This is a genomic window from Bradymonas sediminis (assembly GCF_003258315.1).
Classification (GTDB): domain Bacteria; phylum Myxococcota_A; class Bradymonadia; order Bradymonadales; family Bradymonadaceae; genus Bradymonas; species Bradymonas sediminis.
In genome coordinates this window covers 373372-391353 of record NZ_CP030032.1, presented here as the reverse complement: position 1 = coordinate 391353, position 17982 = coordinate 373372, and the positions used below count along the sequence as shown (strand labels likewise).

12 protein-coding genes are annotated in these 17982 nt (G+C 62.1%); 3 read left to right on the top strand and 9 right to left on the bottom strand.

Annotation, left to right across the window (positions count from 1 at the left end; genetic code table 11):
- The first annotated feature begins 97 nt into the window (after positions 1–97).
- Positions 98–931 (top strand): hypothetical protein, encoded by an 834-nt coding sequence (locus tag DN745_RS19125; protein WP_162687385.1) that lies wholly within the window; start codon positions 98–100, stop codon positions 929–931.
- Here the strand turns inward: DN745_RS19125 and DN745_RS01460 are convergent.
- From DN745_RS01460 to recD2, 3 genes are all read right to left on the bottom strand, one after another.
- Positions 928–1275: a hypothetical protein gene (locus tag DN745_RS01460; protein ID WP_111331484.1), complete on the bottom strand. Its 348-nt coding sequence runs from the start codon at positions 1273–1275 to the stop codon at positions 928–930. The genes DN745_RS19125 and DN745_RS01460 overlap by 4 nt on opposite strands.
- A 534-nt stretch (positions 1276–1809) precedes the next feature.
- Positions 1810–2538, bottom strand: a complete 729-nt coding sequence (locus DN745_RS01455) for a hypothetical protein (RefSeq protein ID WP_133621684.1) — start codon at positions 2536–2538, stop codon at positions 1810–1812.
- A 71-nt stretch (positions 2539–2609) separates the two neighbouring features.
- Positions 2610–4823, bottom strand: a complete 2214-nt coding sequence (recD2, locus tag DN745_RS01450) for an SF1B family DNA helicase RecD2 (protein WP_111331481.1) — start codon at positions 4821–4823, stop codon at positions 2610–2612.
- A gap of 245 nt (positions 4824–5068) precedes the next feature.
- On the opposite strand from recD2, the gene DN745_RS01445 reads away from it, so the two are divergent.
- Complete coding sequence (locus DN745_RS01445) at positions 5069–5494, top strand: NUDIX hydrolase (protein ID WP_111331479.1); 426 nt, start codon at positions 5069–5071, stop codon at positions 5492–5494.
- A 53-nt stretch (positions 5495–5547) separates the two neighbouring features.
- Here DN745_RS01445 and DN745_RS01440 read toward each other — a convergent pair whose 3' ends face one another.
- Positions 5548–7836 (bottom strand): L,D-transpeptidase family protein, encoded by a 2289-nt coding sequence (locus DN745_RS01440; RefSeq protein ID WP_111331477.1) that lies wholly within the window; start codon positions 7834–7836, stop codon positions 5548–5550.
- Entirely contained in the window at positions 7837–8631 is a 795-nt protein-coding gene (locus tag DN745_RS01435; RefSeq protein WP_111331475.1) for a tetratricopeptide repeat protein, read from the bottom strand.
- 213 nt (positions 8632–8844) lie between these two features.
- Between DN745_RS01435 and DN745_RS01430 the strand changes: the two genes are divergently transcribed.
- A complete protein-coding gene (locus DN745_RS01430) occupies positions 8845–10482 on the top strand; it encodes an Rqc2 family fibronectin-binding protein (protein WP_111331473.1) in 1638 nt (545 codons plus the stop codon).
- Positions 10483–10569: 87 nt separating this feature from the next.
- Here DN745_RS01430 and DN745_RS01425 read toward each other — a convergent pair whose 3' ends face one another.
- The 4 genes from DN745_RS01425 to DN745_RS01410 all read right to left on the bottom strand — a co-directional run bounded on the left by DN745_RS01425 (position 10570) and on the right by DN745_RS01410 (position 17939).
- Positions 10570–12630: an AgmX/PglI C-terminal domain-containing protein gene (locus DN745_RS01425; RefSeq protein WP_111331471.1), complete on the bottom strand. Its 2061-nt coding sequence runs from the start codon at positions 12628–12630 to the stop codon at positions 10570–10572.
- A 115-nt stretch (positions 12631–12745) separates the two neighbouring features.
- Entirely contained in the window at positions 12746–13000 is a 255-nt protein-coding gene (locus tag DN745_RS01420; RefSeq protein ID WP_133621683.1) for a hypothetical protein, read from the bottom strand.
- 97 nt (positions 13001–13097) lie between these two features.
- Positions 13098–14405 (bottom strand): tetratricopeptide repeat protein, encoded by a 1308-nt coding sequence (locus tag DN745_RS01415; RefSeq protein WP_162687384.1) that lies wholly within the window; start codon positions 14403–14405, stop codon positions 13098–13100.
- 96 nt (positions 14406–14501) lie between these two features.
- The gene (locus DN745_RS01410; RefSeq protein WP_111331466.1) at positions 14502–17939 is read right to left on the bottom strand and encodes a tetratricopeptide repeat protein; all 3438 of its coding nucleotides are present in this window, start codon (positions 17937–17939) and stop codon (positions 14502–14504) included.
- Between the last annotated feature and the right edge of the window lie 43 nt (positions 17940–17982).

Sequence of the window (17982 nt, the reverse complement as noted above, 5' to 3'; positions counted from 1 at the left end):
TATCGCTGGGAAGACGTGTGATGCCGGGTCGGCGAGCGTGGGCTCGTCGGCCGCTGACTACCTTTTTTGCGTCCCATTCGATGGGAGGAGCGAGACTATGGAGCACCGAACGTTTGATTATTTGAATAGCCGTCAATTGCCGACCGGGCGGCGTATTTTTGCGCTCAAGGCGATGCGGCGGGTGGCTGAGGGGTTGGGCGAGGCGGCGATCGTGGCGCGTTGCGACCGGGCGATCGCGGCCGATGAGGCCTGCCTGCGCATGGAGATGACGTACCGCCAGGGCAAGAGCTTCGCCACGACGGCGCGCGGCGGGGCGGCCGAGCTCGACCGCGAGATCGACGCGGTCTGGGCCGGCGTGCACGCGGTCGCCCAAGGGCAGGCGGTGGGCGAGGACGCGGTGGCCGAGCAGGCCAGCGCGTTCTTAAAAGAGGTCTTCCCCGAGGGGCTGGCCGGGCTGGTGAAGCTGAGCTTCGAGGCGCAATTGGCCCACCAGGAGCTGCTGCTTGAGCGCTTCGACCCCAACACAGGCGACCTGGGCGCGCAGGTCGACGCGCTGGGCGTGCGCCGCCACGTCGAGCATCTCAACTTTTTGGTGCCTAGATTCCGCGCCGAGCTCGAGCGCGAGAACGCCGCCAAGGTCACCTTCGAGCAGGTCAAGCGCGCCCGGCGCGACTGCCTGGACCAATTCGCCGGCGCGGTCTTCGCGGTCCTGACGACCTTCGACACCGACTCGGCCGAGCACGCCGAGCGCCGCGCCGCCTGCCTGGCCGAATTCCACCGCCAGAACGCCAGCGTCGTCGAGGCCTACCGCCGCCAGAGCAAGGTCGAGGACGTAAACCCCGAGACCGGCGAGCCCGTGGCCGAGCCCGAGGCTGAGCCCATTGCCGAGGCCGACGCCCCCGCCCCGGCGGCCGCCGACCCCATCACCTAAACGCGCCCCCGCGGCGCACCGAGCCCCCCGGCGGCGGCGCCGGGGGGCGTTTTTGCCCCCCTGACCTCCCTCAAAACCACGCCCAACGTCCCTCCAAAGCCACGCGCTGGCGCAAAAACCACGTTCGACGTCATTTTCGACCCATCGACCTCCCAAAAAATCACGTCCAACGTCATTTTTGACCCATCGACCTCCCAAAAAACCACGTTCGACGTCATTTTCGACCCATCGGCCTGCCAAAAAATCACGTTCGACGTCATTTTTGACCCATCGGCCTGCCAAAAAATCACGTTCGACGTCATTTTTGACCCATCGGCCTGCCAAAAAATCACGTTCGACGTCATTTTTGAGCCATCGGGGGGTGTTTGACGATACGACACGCCCCCGAGGGTTCCTTGCCCGACGTTGGTTTTGGGCGTTTCGGCGAGTTTGGGCCGCTCGACCGCCCCCGGGGGCTCCTTGCCCGATGATGGTTTTGGGCGTTTCGCCGAGTTTAGGCCGCCCGCGAGCTTCGGGCTTCGAGGAGACTCACCCCCGGCTACCAATCCGGACTCCGCTTCGCTTCGTCCGTGGGTTAGGCGTCGCGGCCTCGACGCCCCACCATGCGTAGCATGGGCCTTGTAGCCGCGCGGTGACCGAAGCGAAGCGTAGGGAGCCCGCGGATCGCGTCGCCCCCCAACCCACCCGGACCGCGGGCGTCTCGCCCGCCCCGCCACCCATCGAACGCCGCCCCACCATGCGCAGCATGGGCCTTGTAGCCGCGCGGTGACCGAAGCGAAGCGTAGGGAGCCCGCGGATCGCGTCACGAATCGCGTCACGGATCGACGAGGCGTCGCGAACACAACGCGACCGAACCCCCTCCCTTTTTGCGCACGAGCTCAATCCAACAAACTCGGCAACCCATACTCGCGCATCAAAAAGCTGCGGCGGCGGGCGGCGAGGTGCTCTTCGCGGGCGGAGGGGCTCATCATGGCGAGGCCGGCGGGGTCGTCGGCGCTGATGGCGTCGGCGATCGCTTGTTGTTTTTGCTGGTCGAGGGCGCGGAAATACCCGTCGGCCAGGGCGTCCTCGATGCCGGCGAGGGCGCCGTAGGGGTCGGGCAGGGTGTCGCGCTCGAGCAGGGCGCGGGTGGCGCGCCAGGCGTCGCGGTAGGCGGCGCGCAGGGTGTCCTCGGTGCAGGCCTGCCCGGCGGCTTCGATCTTGGCGAGCACGTCTTTTAGCAAGGGCTCGTAGGGGTTGGTGGGCGCGGGTTGCGCGGTTTGTTCTTCGACAGGCGCGGGCGGCGCGGGGGCAGGCGCAGGCTCGGGCGCGACCTCTTCGTGGGGCGCGACGATATGCCCGCCCGAGGCGCGCTCGCGGGCACTCTCGATCTCGCGCTCGATCCATCCCTGGCAGCTTCGCACGCCGCGCGGCGGCTCGCCCTCTTCCATGCTCAAGACGGCTTCTTTGATGCCGCGGCAGATGATCGCGGCGGTCGCGCCCTCGTCGCGCCAGCGGCACAACAGCTCCATATCGCGGCCGCTGAACATGACGCCGCGGCCGGTGACCTCCAGAAAATACATCTGAATTGTGTCAAAAAAACCAGCGCTTTCGGGTGCGTAACTCATAATCCTAAACTGCGTATTTTCGCTCTATTTTCAATGGGGAGACCGGCCAGGATGCGCGCGGGTCACTCGCCCTACGATCCCTGGGCGCGCAGGCGCTCGGCCAGGCGGGTATAGCGCATCTGGGCTTCGTGGTTGGCCGTGGCGATGCTGACGGCCTTCTCCGAGCCCACGATGATGACCAGACTCTTAGCCCGAGTCAGCGCGGTATACAAAAGGTTTCGCTGCAACATCACATAATGCTGGGTGAGCATCGGCAGGATCACCGCCGGGTATTCGCTGCCCTGGCTCTTGTGCACGGTGATCGCGTAGGCCAGCACGAGCTCGTCGAGGCTCGAGAATTTATAGGTCACCGGGCGGCCGTCGAAGCCGACGCGCACGGTCTCGGCGTCGCGGTCGATCGCCTGAATCTGGCCGATATCGCCGTTGAACACGTCGAGATCGTAATTGTTGCGCACCTGCATGACCTTATCGCCGACCTTCCACAGCTTTGAGCCGTGCTCAAGGGGGGCGCTGAGCGGGTTAAAGCGCGCCTGAATCAGCGTATTGAGCTGCCCGCAGCCGACCTCGCCCTTATGCATGGGCGACAGGATCTGCACGTCGTTGAGCGGGTCGAGCCCGAAGGCGTTGGGGATGCGATCGGTGATGAGATCGAGGATCTTCTGCTGGGCCTCAAGCGGCGAGGCGGCGGCGATGGTATAAAAATCGACCAATTTGTCGCCGCCGTGGGCCGGGGCGACGGGCATCTGGCCGGCGTTTACGCGGTGGGCGTTGGCGATGATGCTCGACTCGCGCGCCTGGCGAAAAACGCGGGTCAACCGCAGCACCGCGACGCGCCCGCTGTCGATGATATCGCCCAAGATGTGGCCGGGCCCGACGCTCGGAAGTTGGTCGATATCGCCCACCAGCAGCAGGGCGCAGCGCGGGGGCAGCGCGCGCACCAGGGCGTGCAAAAGGTAGGTGTCGAGCATCGATGCCTCGTCGATCACCACAAGATCGACGTCCAACGGGCGCTTCTTATCGTATTTGAACCCGCCCTCGCCCGGCGCGAACTCGAGCAGGCGGTGAATGGTGCGCGCCTCGCGCCCGCAGGCCTCGCTCATGCGCTTGGCGGCGCGGCCCGTGGGGGCGGCGAGCGCGACGCGTTGGTTGAGCTTGTCGGCGAGCGCCACCACCGCGCGGATGATCGTGGTCTTGCCGGTGCCCGGCCCGCCGGTGATGACCGCCACTTTTTGCTCGAAGACCGCGAGCACCGCCCGGCGCTGCTCGGGCGCGAGTTCAAAGGGCGCATCGCCGCTGCGCTGCGCGTCGAGATAGGCCTGAAGATGCGCCTCGAGATCGCCAAATTTCAGCAACGAGTTGGTCTGCAATAACTCGAGGAGCCGCTCGGCGGCGCCGCTCTCGGCGCGGTGGGCGGCGGCGCGATACACCGCCGGCGCCCGCCCGCCGCCCAGCGCCTCGACGACCACGCGATCGTCGTGGGTCAGCGACTCGATCGCCGCGCCCAGCATATCCATCGGCACCCCCAAGAGCTCGACCGCGCGGGCCTTTAACTCGTCCATGGGCAGGTAGATATGCCCGTCCGAGTGCGCCTGGCGAAGCGCGTAGAGCACGCCGGCGCGAAGCCGCGCCAGCGAGTCCCGGGCGAGCCCGGTGTCCAGGGCGATCGCGTCGGCGCTGCGAAACCCGATGCCCCGGATATCCTCGGCCAATTGGTAGGGATTCTCGCGCACGATCGCCACCGATTGGTCGCCGTATTCCTTCCAGATCTTGGCGGCAAACCCCGGCGAGACGCCGTGGGATTGCAAGAAAACCATGACGCTTCGCACCAGGCGCTGCTCGCCCCAGGCCGCCTGAATCCGCTCGGCGCGCACCTTGCCGATCCCCTCAACCTCGCGGATGCGCCCGGGCGCGGCGTCCAGAAGATCGAGGGTGTCTTCGCCAAAATGCGCGACGATCCGGCGCGCCAGCACCGGGCCGACGCCCTCGATCAACCCGCTAGAAAGATATTTCTCGATGCCCTCGCGCGTGGTCGGCGCGACCGCGCGGATCGAGGCGATCGCGAATTGCCGGCCAAAGCGCGGGTCTTTTTGCCAGGTGCCACGGACCTCGACCGACTCGCCGGGCTGGGCGCCAAGGGTATTGCCCACCAGCGTGACGGTCTTGCCGGATCGCAACTCCAGATCGCACACCGCGAACTCACCGTTCTCGCTGGCGAAGCGAATCCGGCTCAGCTCCCCTTTGAGCACTTCGAGCTCGGCGCTTTGATTTTGGTCGGTGCTCTTCATGGGCTCATATTGCAGCAGTTCGGGGCGAAAATCGACCCGCCGCGGGCGGTCGAAAAATAGAGGTTCTTGATTAATTCACGATATCGTGGATGCTTGAGGCGAAAGCTCGTCCCGAGACAAGTTCCGGGAATCAGAAGCGAGCCATTTATGTTATATCGTATGAGCCCGTTGCGAGTGGCGCTCTTGATACGCCCTCGCCACTATAAAAGGGCAACTACTATTAGCGAAACCAAGAAGGATTCACGATGGCCTCTGCATGGGCGTTAATCGAAGACGCTGGCCAAATATTTTTTATACGACGGGCGCTCGACCTGGGGCGCGGCGGCCAATGGTGCCCACCGGGCGGGACGATCTGGCGAAACGAGTGGCCGGAGGTCGCGTGCGTGCGCGAGGCCTTCGAGGAGACGGGCCTACGGGTCACAGTGCGCCGACCGGTCGCGAAATTCGAATCGGCCTGGTATTTCGTCTGCTCCCTAAACGGCAGCCGCGAGAGCATGTCGCTGAGCAAACGCGAGTGCATCGACGGGCGCTGGGTCTATCCCCACGAGATCCTGGGGCTGGGCACCGTGATGGATCTTCGCCGGATCATCCCGCTGCTCGACCTGTCGGGCTTTAAGGCCCCGATGATGCCGCGCGGCCTGGAGCCGGCGGTCCCCGAAATCCTCTTCTGAGCACACCGAACTCCCCCAAAAAAACGGGCGCCCGAGGCGCCCGTTTTTTTGGGTCAGGGACCGACGTCGGACTCAACGCCCTCGGGGAGCGTGGTGTCGTGCTCATCGCCGGCCTCCGGCGGCGCCGGCGCGGGCTTGGCCCGCCGCGGGCTACACATCTCGTATTGCTTGCGCTCCTCGGGGTCGGTGATCGAGCGCAGACGATCCTTGCGGTAGATATCGGCCAGGAAGTTCACATGCCCCGCGTCGTCGACGCGCACGGTCTTATACTCGAGGAAGACCGGGATCTTCTTCTCCAGCTCGACGTAGCGCTGCCGCTTCGAGTCGATCAACTCATCGACATCGTATTTTTTGGCCGTCGGGTCATTGCCGAGCAAAAACTCAGCGAGCTTCTTGGGCTCATGCACGCGCACACAGCCGTGGCTAAACGCGCGCACCGGGTAGTCGAAATACCGCTTCGACGGCGTGTCGTGCATGTAGATATTGCCGGCGTTCGGGAAGATAAACTTCACGAAGCCCAGGGCGTTATTGGGCCCCGGGAGCTGGCGGATCGACTCACGCCCGTTGAGCTCGACGATCTCATAGCCATTTTTGGCCAGATAATCCGGGTCCCGCTTCATCTTCGGCTCAAGCTCATTGGTGATGATGCTCTGGGGCACATACCAATAGGGGTTGATAATGACGTGGTTCAGCTCGGCCATCATGATGGGCGTGGCGTGCGGGTAGGTCCACTTTTCGGTCTTCGGGTCGCAGACCCTCTTATTGTCGCCGGTCACCACGCGAAAGCGCATCTGGGGCTCGTGGTCGACGAAGACCTCGGCGTGGAAGTCCGGGATATTGACCATAATATAGTCTTTCTCGCCCTCGTATTGAGACTCGCGCCAGCGCTGAATGCTCAGCTCGATCTGCTCGATACGCCGGGCGATCGGGACGTTCAGGCTGCGCCAAAAGCCGGCATCCGGAGAGGTGGTGCTGGCGTTAAATTGGTGGGTCTCTTGGTAGAGCTTGACCGCATCGAGCAAGGCCTGGTCGACCACATCGGGGTCCACGGGCGCGGGCTGTGCGTCGGGCTGCGCCGCCACATCGGCCGAGCCATCGGCGCCGGCGCTCTCCGCATCCGAATCCGCGGCATCGACGGGCGCAGGCTCCTCAGAGACCAGGGTCAAATACCCCTCGGCGGCCAGACGCGTGCGCAGGTCCATCACGCGCGCTGAGCGTGCGCCCAGGGCAAGCGTGGTGGGCCGAACCGACTCCCACCCGCCGTTCTCAGCGATGCCCAGATAACGCGCGCGCGCGTCGAGCAGGCGCTCGTATTGGGGATGCTGGGGCTGAAGCTCCTTAAAGATCGTGCGGGTCGTGTCGGCGTCGGCCTCGCGCAACGCGTTAAACGTCTTCTCCAGGCGCGCGTAGATGATCGCGGTGGAGCCGCCGGCGTCGCGAAAATCTCGCCAATCCATGCGCACCAGGTTGAAGTGCTTCATATCGCGCGCGTAGCGCAGCGCACCGTCGGCCACCCGCAGCTCAAGCTCGGCGGTGAGCTTCGCGCTGGCCTCAAAGACGCCCAAATACCCGTGGAGCGTCTCGGTGATCCGAGGGATGGGCGTGGCCAAAAACTCGGACGACGCCGGCGGCTTTGTCTTCGCTTCTTCGCCCTCTTTTTTTGCAGGCTTTTTCGCGGCGAGCTCGTCTTTATCAACACTATCTTTAACCGACGCGCCGACCAGTGCGTCGAGGACCTTGGTGCGCGTCGCCGGGTCTTTTGGATCTAATTTATGCTGATCGATCCAATTGACCAATTGATTGGCCTCTTCGCCGCTGAGCTTGATGGGCTCCCAGGCCGGGTCCTGCGCGCTGACCTTTTCCAACTCGCTGACCAGCGTCTGAATCCGCGCCACATGATAGGGCTCGGGCGCCAGGTCGTGACGCCCGGAGTTGAGCAGAGTCTCCAGCACCACGGCGCCGCGCGGGGTCAACCCGTCGGATTGCGCGAAGGCCTTATGATAGCCAATCTCGGGGTACAGGCGCGCGAAGAGATCCGCGTATTTGATGCCCCCGGCGACGCGGGTATTCCAGGAATGACTGGCCTCGATCTCGAGGTAATTTTGCAACGCGGAGCCCGTGGCCACCGCGTCGGCCTGCGCGCGCAATTGCGCGTCCAGCTCGGGCAACAGCTTCTCGACGAAGACCCGGGTATGGTCGACCGGCGCGGGCATCTCACGCTCGGCGCCCGACTCTTCGGTGCACCCGATGAGCCCGCCGCCAGCCCCCACGAGGACGCAGAGAATCAGCGCACGCGCGCCGCGCTTAAAGCTCCAATGCCATCTGGCAATTTCATGCTGCATTTATCGAACCTGTAAATACTGACGACAACGTTCGGCGAGGTTGGAATCGGGCTGAGCCTGGACGCATTTCTCGAAATGCTCGCGCGCGCCGGTCATTCCCTGTTTTTGTAGCAACTTCGCCAGGTTAAAATGTGCCTCGGCGTATCCTTCTGGACATTTCCGTAGGGCCCGCCGGTATTGGCTCACCGCCTGCTCCGAGCGGTTCATCTTCTCGTAGGTCTGGCCCAGGTTATTATAGGCCAGGCACATGCTGGGCTTGAGAAATTGCGCCATCTTGAAATTCTCGGCCGCCTCGGGATAGCGGCGCAGATTAAAATACGCCCAGCCCAGGTTATTGTGGGCGAGCTCCGGCGTCGGGTAGAGCGGCTCCTCGAGCAACTCCACGAAGAGCTCCGCCGCGTCGCGCCAGCGCTCCTGGGCCAAATACACCGTCCCCAGGTTATTCTTGGCGAAATGATAGTCGGGCTTGATCTCGAGCGTCGCCTTAAAATGCTTGATCGCGTCGGGATATTTGCGCCGGCCCATCGAGATAAATCCGAGCAAATAATGCGCCCGGTATTCCTGGGGGTTGAGCTTCAGCGAGGTGTGCAATTCACGCATCGCCAGCGGGATCTCGCTGGACTCAAAATACCCCGCGCCCATCTTATAGTGCCACTCGGCGTCCTGAACGCTCTGGGGAGCCTCGCCGCGCTCATTCACGCCGGCGCAGCCGGACGAAAGCGCCGCCGAAAAGAGCAGCGCGCCAGTCAGCAATACCAGCGCCGACGCGCGGCGCAATGGGGTCCACAACTTCATCGTGTTTCCTGCCTAAAAGAGCTAAACTCGCGGATCCGCGCCCGTGTGTTAGGAATACTTTTCAAATACGGTGCCCGGGGCGCGCAAAAGAATCGACGCTCGCCTACTGTTACACGCCCTGCGGCTTTTGCAAGATTTTGATACCGACACTAAAATAGTCGCTCAATCGAATCCGGTAATCCGCGACTTATTCTCAGCCCCAGCAATGCAATTATGACTTTATCACGCGCTGAAATCGAATTAATCCTCCCCGAAGTCGACGCCGTCGCGGGGCGGGGTGTGGTCCAACGTGTGCTGGAATTCGATCCACATACGCGGATTTTACAACTTCGGGAGCCGGGCAATACGCATTACCTCTGCCTATGTACTCAACCGCAGGTGACCCGAATTCATTTCATTCGCCACCGCTCTCAACAACCGCCTACACCTACGGCGTTCACGATGCAATTGCGTCGTTGGCTGCAAGGCGCCCTTTTTGAGCGGGTCACGCAATTGCAGGGCGACCGGATTGTGCGCATGGACTTCAGGGCCGTGGACCCAGCGTGGGAGCCCGATGAGGAGGAGTTAGCCGCCGAGGATTCGCCGGTGCGCGCGCCGCGCGTGGCGGTCGCGCTGGTTGTAGAGCTTACCGGGCGGCACCCCAATTGGTATCTGCTCGACGCCAAAGATATGATTATCGGGCAGGCATCGCGTCAATCCCTCGGGGAACGGGTGCTCCAACCCGGCTCGGCCTATCAACCGCCCCAAGCGCCCCAGAATAGCGATTACGGACAGAAGGTTCGCTGGGGTCTGGAGGAGCTCGACCCCGGCGAATTTGAGCGCTCTGCGAAGGTTGAGGAGCACTACGGCACCCAGGTCAGCGCCCAGAATTTCGAGACCATTCACCGGGCGTTGAGTTCGCGCCTGCGAAAGCGCCTGAAGCAATTGGACAGGCGGGTCGGCCATATCGAGGGCGACCTCGAGCGGGCCGAGAGCTCCGATGAGTTTCGGCGGCGCGGGGAGCTATTGCAGTCGGCGTGGGGCAAGGTGGAGCGCGGCGATAAGTCGGTGCGCGTGGTGGACTTCTACGACGAGTCCATGGCCGAAGTTGAGATCGCGCTGGATCCGTCGTGGAGCCTTGAGCAAAATATCGAATATAATTTTCACGAGTACCGGCGACTTAAGGACGCGCGCGCGCAGATCGAAGATCGGCTGCTGGAGTCGATGGAGCTGCGAGACGCGGTGGCCGATGCCCTGCAAAAACTCGACGAGGCAGCCGAGGCGTTTGGCACGGCCGACGAGCCCCGCACCCTCGCCCAGCTATCGCCCAACGCGCGCGATGCATTTATCCGAGAGCGCGCCGCCCAGGAAAAAGATCAGGTCGAAGCCCTGGAGGCGTTCGAGACCGAGCTTATCGCCGCCGGCACGCTCAAGCCCAAGCGCACCCGCCAGCAGCAAAGTGGGCGCGATAAGCCCGCGCGCGTGCCCTACCGCAAATTTCGCAGCTTTCACGGCCACGTCATCATGGTCGGTCGCGGCGCGTCCGACAACGACACGCTCAGCACGAGCATCGCGCGGGGGCGCGACATGTGGTTTCACGCGCGCGACTGGGCTGGCTCTCATGTTCTGTTGCGCATGGACCAGCGAAAAGAAGAGCTCAAGAACGAAGACCTCCTCGACGCCGCGACGCTTGCCGCCTGGTTCTCGAAGGGCAAGAACGACACGCTCATCGACGTCACCTACACCCGCGCCAAATATATCCGTAAACCCAAGGGCTTCCCCCCGGGCCGCGTCACCGTCGCGGACGCCTCAACCATCGGACTGAGCCTCGAACAAGAGCGCCTAAAGCGGCTGATGGACTCCGAAGAATAGCCCAGGAAACGAACCCGGCGAGCAAAAAGCCCCTCAATCATCGACTCCGACGATTGAGGGGCTTTTTGATGCCAGGGACCCGAGGTCTTATCTTAAGACGAAGGGATAATTAACCGGCAGGGAGGAGCGCGTCTCCGGGAACTTCATGCTGCGGACCACTCGCTCGACGCAGGTACCGACGTCGGTGCCTTTGAACTTCGAGGTCGAGATGGACGCGGAGCTGACGCGGCCGGACTCCTGAATGTTGAACTTGACCATCACGGTGCCGGTCAATTTGTTCTTGTTATTATTGCTCGAACAGGTCTGAACCCGACCGTTATATTTGCTGATGGTATTCTTGACCATCGAACGGCTCAACTTCTCCGGGACGTCCTTTTTCGGAGCGGCTTGCTTGGGTGCGGCAGCGGGCTTGTCGTCCTTCTTTTTGTCCAGCAGCGCGAAGATATCGTCGTCCTTTTTCTTCGCGGGTCGGCTCGAAGGCTTGGGAGCCGGCGCCGGGCTGGACTTCGTGTTGGAAGCCGCTTGCTTCGAAGAAGGCTTCGTCTCCGCCTTCTTAGGCGCTGCCTTCTCGGACTTCTCTTCGTCCGACCCTGCAGCGGCGACGGCGCCCTCGTCGTCCTTCTCGGAGTCCTCGGCAGCCTTCGCAGCGGCAGCTGCGGCCTGAGCTGCTTCGGCTTCCTGCTTGGCCGCGGCGGAGTCATCCGCCGGGACGGCACGCTCGACCACGCGCTCGATAATACGCTCGGTCGGTTGCGGCTCATCTTTATTCATCAGCATATAACCGACGACACCGAAGCCGACGATAAGCACGACGCCCAGGAGCGCGAGGCCAATAATCAGACCTTTATTGCTCTTGTGGCTGCCCATCGGCATCAGGGCGGGCATGCTCATGGTGCCCGCGCCGAAGGGGTCTTCGGCTCCTGCGCCCGGGCCTGCCGCGCCCGCGGCGCCGGTGTTCTTCATCGACTTATGAGCCGAGGCGAGGGCTTGAATATCGATCAGACCCGAGCCTTCTGTGATCCCCGCGTCACCGCCGGCGGCGGGTTCGGGTGAATCGCCGGAGACGGCGCTGACCTGGTCAAGGCTGCTCAAGCTAAAGAGCACCGAGTTTTCGTTTCGCTGACCGATAAGATCATTGGCCGGCGCGGCTGCGGCTGAACTATCGCCGCCAACTCCGTCAAACCCGTCATAACCGGAGTCCGCCCCGTCGGCGCCCGAGTCGAAGGCAGCGAACATGCCACCCTGACTCGCGGAATCGTCGTCGTAGGAATCATAACCACCGCCGGCGGCGTCGTATCCGCCGCCCGCATCATAGCCACCGGCGGCGTCGTATCCGCCACCCGCATCGTAGCCACCCGCGGCGTCATAGCCACCCGCGTCGTACCCGGCGCCGGCGGCGTCGTAGCCACCCGCGTCGAAGCCACCGCCAGCCGCGTCATAACCACTCGCGTCGTAGCCCGCGTCCGCGTTGCTTCCGAAGGCGTCATACCCGCCCGCGGCTGCCTCGCCGAAGCCACCCTGCTGGGCGTCCATCGCAGGCGAGTCATAGGCTGCGCCCGAGTCGAACCCGGAGCCCATGTCATAGCCGCCCTGAGCGGCCGCTTCGGCCTCGGCTTCTTTCGCGGCGAGTTGCGCGCGAAAGTCCGAAGCCGGCATAAGCGAAGTCGCGTCGTCGTCGGCCCCGAAGCCATCACCGAAGCCCGAGGTGTCGAAGTTGCCCGCAGCCAATGGACTCTCCATCAGCGCGGTCGCGTCCTCACCGACCGCGCCAGCGGGGGAGGCCAGGTGGGCGAACTCATCCAGCGAGCTCAACGCGACCCAATCGCCAAGACCTTCGCGCCAGGCGAAACTCTCGCCGGTCACGCTGCCGTCGCTGAAATAGCCTTCGATCTCCTGAGGAGACACCGGTCCCACCTGGTTCCCATCAACGACGACATACCATTCCGATGCCGTCGACGCAGCGCCGTAAGCACCCGCCTGATTGGAATCCCCGACAGAATTCTGTGGCTGTTCGTTTTCTTGTTGCGCGTCCCCCTTTACGACGATGACGTTGCTGCACTTCTTGCAACGAATTTTAAAGACTTTGCCCTGGACCTTTTCGTCGGCAATGGAGTACTTCGCACCACAACTTCCGCAAACGATTTTCATCGTAACTAAGCTCTCTTTCGGAGTTTACAATACTACGAGTGGTGAAACGCTACTGCGCCCAGCGTCGGGCTCCGCCGACAGGCAGAAACCGGCGACGCCGGGCGGCTGGCATATTCTACTGGAGGGCGGCCTCGTTGGCCGATTCCTCGAGATTGGGCATAAAGCTCTTCTTCAAATTAAGCAGACGCTTAAACTGAGCCTTACCGCGCGCCTGGTTCTTGATCAGGTCGGGCGTCTTGAGCGTACCATCAACGAGCATATCGTCGAAGTCATAGAATTTAGAACGGGCTTCGCCGCTGTCCTGGGCAAAGGCGGTTGCGCTTGTCAGGACAAACGTAATTGCAAAAAGGATCGCAATTGTTTTTCGCATAATCATCTCCTCAATGAGCGGAAACTTCGGCTGCATCGAAAGTAACAGAGAGGCCCGCGGAGCGTCAACGCGCCCGCGGGCTTAAGCCGCGCGCAACTTATTCAGCGGCGTCTTCGGCGGGGGCTTGCTCACCGTCGGCGTCGTCGGCCTCAGGTGCTTGAGCGTCATCCTCGGGTGCTTGCTCGTCCTCGACCGGCGCGGCTTCCTTCTGGTCGGATTTCTCCGCCTGATTCTTCAGGAAACCAGCCATGGCTTTATAGCCGGCCTTCTTCTTCTCGTCGTCGACCAGGGTCATCAACTTCTCGTAATACTCCGCGGCTTTGGCGGGGTTATTGAGCTTGGTCTCGTTGAGCTTGGCCAGGCGCTCGAAGCTCGAGACATGGTCGGCGTCGCAATTCTCGACATAGAAGACAAACCCCTTCTGAGCCTCCTCGGCCTTACCCAGGCCAAAGCTACTCGCCGCGTGCCCCAGGTGGGCGACGCAGTTATTTGGCGAGATTCGAACCGCTTCTTCAAACTGAGTTGCGGCGCGCTCATAGTCAAGATACTCGATGAGGATCGAGCCCAGGTTCAGACGACTCTCCAGGTAATTCGGGTCCACCTTATTGGCGGCCTCAAATTGCTTAACGCCCTGAGCGACCTCGTCCTCGGCCATATACACCATGCCGAGGTTATTATGGATGTCGGGGTCGGGCTTCTTCTCGGCGAGCTTAATCGCCTTGGTGAAGACGTATTTGGCCAGCGAGGCGTTCTCGCGTTTGACGTAGATAAGCCCGAGCGAATTGAGCGCCCCGACGTTCTCATTGTCCTCTTTAAGCACGTCGCGCACGTATTCCATCGCCTTCTCGTCGTCGCCGGCTTTAAGCGCGAGGACGGCCAGGTTATTCTTGGCGGTCAGGTTCGTGGGCTGGCGCGCGATGACCTCTTCGAGCAGGTTCTGCGCCTTGGTATATTGCTCGGTGACCGCGTAGGCCTGGGCGAGGGCGACCGTATGGCTGAGCTCACCCGGGGCGATTGAGCGCGCGGTCTCGATATGCGTCACGGCTTCATCGTAGCGGTTCTGGGTCGAGTAAAGCACGCCAAGGTTATAATGCGCCTCGGCGAAGTCGGGCTCCGCGGCGACGACCGACTTCAGCAGACCTTCGGTCTTCTCAAGGTCGGGCTCGGGTTTTCCGAGCTCTTCGATGGCGTCCTGAAATGCCTGGACGGTCTCGACGCTCATGCCCATCTGCTCAGCGCGCAGCTCGATCTCGGCCTTTTTCTGCTGCTCGGCGACCTGGTTGTCGTCCTTGGTCGGGGCGCTTGAGCACGCGACCAATTGCGCGCCAGCGAAGGCCACGAGCAGGAGTTGGGGGACCAGGAGTTTATTGAGGCGATGGCTCATCAATTTTTGCGGTATCTTCATGGGTATCTTTCCCGATGGTTCACTCATTTTGCGGGCGTCGGCGCACACGGCGCCGCCGCCCATGATTCACGGCTGCTTCAAGTCGAGCATCTGGACTTATTTGCTGGCCTGCGGGCCTGCCTCACCAGCCGGCGTACCGGTGGCGTCCGGAGCGACTTCGGGCGTCGGCGGCACCTTGGCAGCCTCGCGCTCGGCCACAGCCTTGGCGATGGCGTCCATATCGGTCATCGGCTTGGGCACGAAGAAGTTGATCCGTGCGTGCTCGACTTTGACGCCGTCTTGCTCGGTGATCGGGTAGGTCTCGCTCTCCATCGCGCTGATCTGCTCGGAGGAAAGACGCGACCACTCGTTATAAGCCTGGTTCTCGATGACGCGCCTCTGCGCGCTCTGGAAGGCGGCCAGCGCCTTATCCTGCAGCGGCATGATTTGCTCGTCGAGGGTCCACTGATAATCCATCGCCTGCTCTTCGCTGAGCCCCTCGGGGATCGGCAGGTCGCTCAGGTTCTTGGCGAAGTCCCGGTACATCTGACCGACCCGATAACCACTGGCCGCGATCCACTGAGGACTGCCGAACTCAAGGACCTCCAGATAGATACCCTCAGCCTCTTGCTCCAGGGCGCCCTTCTTCTTCATGCCGGCGATGAGCGTCTTCATGGGGAAGGACAGCTTCACTTCGGTGAACTGGTTATAGATGCGCTCGGCCTGCTGGAAGCGGGCATTCGCGGCAAAATAACGCATCTTAAGCTGGTCTTCTTTCTCGAGCGTCTTCCAGGTGTTGAGCGCTGCGGTGAAGTAGTCGTTCGAGATCTTCTCCCAATTGCGGCCCTTGATCTCTTCGGTCAGCAGGCCCAACTCGGTGTCGACCTGCACGGTCTCTGCCGGGGTGATATCCTTGAGCTTGCGATAGTCCTGGAAGCGCTTGAGCGCGGCCTTCGGCTCCTTACGCTCCATCTCAAGATACCCGAGGCGCAGGCGAACCGACTTGACCTGCTCGGCCTCCTTCTCGTCCTGGCCGTAGAGGGCAATATATTTCTCAAAGGTCTCGATCGACTTGCCCCATTTCTCCATGGCAGCGTCGAGCACCGCGGCGTTATAGACCGCCTCGGAGGCCTGCGGGTGGTTCTTATACTCGATCTTGTCGCCGTCTTCGTTGACGTACTCGGTATTCGAGCCCATCTGCGCGAAATAGTCGGCGGCCTTCTCGAAGTCCGCGCGGGCCTCGAAGATGGCGCCCATAACGAAGAGCGCCTCGGGGGCCTGACGGCTGGACGGATAATCGTTGACGACGCGCTCGTAGGCGGCGACGGCGTTGTTGAGGTCGTCACCCGACTCGTAGATCGCACCGGCGTTGAACAACGCGCCCGGGGCGAGGTCGGATTTCGGGAATTCCTCGGCCAGACGCAGCAGCTCGGCGGTCGCCTTGTCGAATTCTTTGGCTTCCTTGAGCTCGGTCGCGCGCTCGTTGATGGCAAGCGCGATGGCCTGCACGAGGTCTTCTTTCGGGGTGACCTGGAAGATCTTATTGTCCATCATATAGCGCGCCCACTTCTCGACTTCGTCCCAATTCTTGAGGACGTAATTCGACACGAGCAGGCTGCCACCGGCGTAGCCGGCGTAGCGGTGCTTCGGCGCGTTTTCGATGATGCTCTCGTAGCGCGGAATCGCGCGGTCGTAGTGCCCACGGGCCTTGTAGACCTCGGCGGAGACGTAGTCGACCGTCGGGGTGACGTCCTCGTTCGGGTACATCTCGGAGAACTGGTCCGACGCCACAACGAAGCCCTCCTCATATTTGAGCAGGTCGACCTTGGGGTTGGGCTTGGACTGGGTGCCGGACTCCACCTTATCGCGCTTGACCTCTTTGTTGCCGTACTTCTTCTGGTACTCGGCCATCTGGACCAGGATGCTGTCCGGGTGGTTCGACTTAACCAGAGCGTCATAGGAGCTCACGACACCAAAGGCCGACTCCTGCACGATCTCGTCGACGTCTTCTTTCTTAGCGCCTTCCGGAACATTGTCTGACTTATAGAGGTCGACGACCTTCTGATAATAGGTCGCGGCGTTCTCGAATTCCTTGAGCTGAACCAGGTAGATATCAGCCACGAAGAAGTTCATGTCGAAGGACGCCGGCGCTTCGGGGAAGCGGCGGATGAACTCTTTATAATAGTCGACCGCTTTGACGTAATCGGGCTGGATATCACCCTTCTGCGCGCGGACGTGGTAGGTGTTGGCGAGGAACGCCAGCGACGCCTGCGAGAGCATATCGGCGTTATTCAGCGGGCCTTCGTTGCCTTTATTCTTCTGCGCCCAGGTACCATCCCGGTCCAGATAGGCGACATAGGTGTTCATCGTCTTTTCGAGATCATCGAAGTCGTTGATCGTCTTCTTGGCGACGATGATCGACTCCATCCAGGTCGGGATACGCTGGTGATCCGGACGCTCGGCGATGAAGTACTCGTAGATCGCGACGGCCTTGTCGGATTTACCCTGGCCCTCGTAGAGGCCGGCCATCTGGCCGAGCTTCTGGTAGGCGAAGTCGATGTCGACGCGCTTGGTCAGGTAGTCACGGACTTCCATCCAACCGTCGTCAATCTCGGCATAGGCGACGACCAGGTCGTTGATCGCCTGCTTCTGGAAGCCAAGCTTCTCATCGGTACGCTCGACGACCGCCTTGAAGGTGTCGACGCTCTTGCGGTACTCGCCCTGGTTATAGAAAACCCAGCCGAGCTTATAGAGGGCGAAGTCGTAGTTCGGGTTACTCTCGAACTTCAGGACCGCCTCGTAATTATCGCGCGCGGCGCCCAGCAACTCCTGCTTGAAGAAGAACTCGGCGAGCGCGAGGTGCGCGTCCGGCAGGAATTTGGAGTTCGGGTAATTTTTGACCAGTCGCTGCAGGTAGCTGACGGCCTGCGCGCCCTTGCCGTCCTCGATAAGTCCGTCGCCGAGGCGGTAGATGACCTGGTCGAGGCGGTCGTAGGCGGGATATTGGGTCAGAATTTCTTTATAGATGGCCTGCGGCTCGGCGTACTCCGGGGCGGGTTCTTTGCAGGAGTCTGCGGTGCCCTGGTCCTCGGCGCCCAGGCATTGGTTATACTCGGCGCGCGCGCGCAGGTATTCGGTGTGCTGGACTTCCCACATCAGCTCGGCCTTCTGGAACATCCACTCGGGCTTTTGCTCGTTATAGGGGTCGCCCGCGATGATCCGGTCGAGCTTGGCGATCATTTGCTTATTCTTGGCGCTGATCTGGCGCTTAAGCTCTTCGATCTGCTCGGGGGTCATCTTCTGCTGCTCATCCTGAAACTCTTTCAGGCTGGCTTCGGGGCCTTTGGGGCCGCTATCCTCGACGGTTTTATCCTGGTCGAGGCGCTTGGAGAGGTCACCGGCACGCTTGACGGCGTCGGCCTTAGCATCCGCGGAGACGCGGTCCTTTTTGGCGCCGCTGGTGATATCCTGGGCCGAGGCGGTGACCGCCATTCCCGACAGTGACATCACGCACAGGAGGGAGAGAACACGCTTGCCGGTTTTTATAGGATTCATCGCTTTATACACTTTGAGCCTTGTTGATTCGCAGATTTCAGAA